Annotated in this window: 1 protein-coding gene; it reads left to right on the top strand. The window is 50.1% G+C overall.

Features of this window, described 5'->3' with window-relative positions; translation table 11 throughout:
* Positions 1-148 precede the first annotated feature (148 nt).
* Positions 149-472, top strand: coding sequence for a plasmid mobilization protein MobA (gene mobA, locus ABD259_RS25680; protein WP_000166966.1), 324 nt, complete (start codon positions 149-151; stop codon positions 470-472).
* Positions 473-651 lie beyond the last annotated feature (179 nt).

Raw genomic sequence — 651 nt, 5'->3', positions numbered from 1 at the left:
CAAAAAACTGCCGTGCCTTTGTCGGTAATTCGAGCTTGCTGACAGGACAGGATGTGCAATTGTTATACCGCGCATACATGCACGCTATTACAATTGCCCTGGTCAGGGCTTTGCCCCGACACCCATGTCAGATACGGAGCCATGTTTTATGACAAAACGAAGTGGAAGTAATACGCGCAGGCGGGCTATCAGTCGCCCTGTTCGTCTGACGGCAGAAGAAGACCAGGAAATCAGAAAAAGGGCTGCTGAATGCGGCAAGACCGTTTCCGGTTTTTTACGGGCGGCAGCTCTCGGTAAGAAAGTTAACTCACTGACTGATGATCGGGTACTGAAAGAAGTTATGAGACTGGGGGCGTTACAGAAAAAACTCTTTATCGACGGCAAGCGTGTCGGGGACAGGGAGTATGCGGAGGTGCTGATCGCTATTACGGAGTATCACCGTGCCCTGTTATCCAGGCTTATGGCAGATTAGCTTCCCGGAGAGAAAACTGTCGAAAACTGACGGTATGAACACCGTAAGCTCCCAAAGTGATCACCATTCGCTTTCATGCATAGCTATGCAGCGAGCTGAAAACGATCCTGACGCATCCTTCCTGTTTTTCCGGGGTAAAACATCTCTTTTTGCGGTGTCTGCGTCAGAATCGCGTTCAG

The organism is Nocardiopsis rhodophaea (genome assembly GCF_039530945.1).
In the GTDB taxonomy this organism is placed as follows: Bacteria; Actinomycetota; Actinomycetes; order Streptosporangiales; family Streptosporangiaceae; genus Nocardiopsis_C; species Nocardiopsis_C rhodophaea.
Note: the sequence above shows the minus strand (reverse complement) of the source record. Positions and strands in the feature narration are given on the sequence as shown.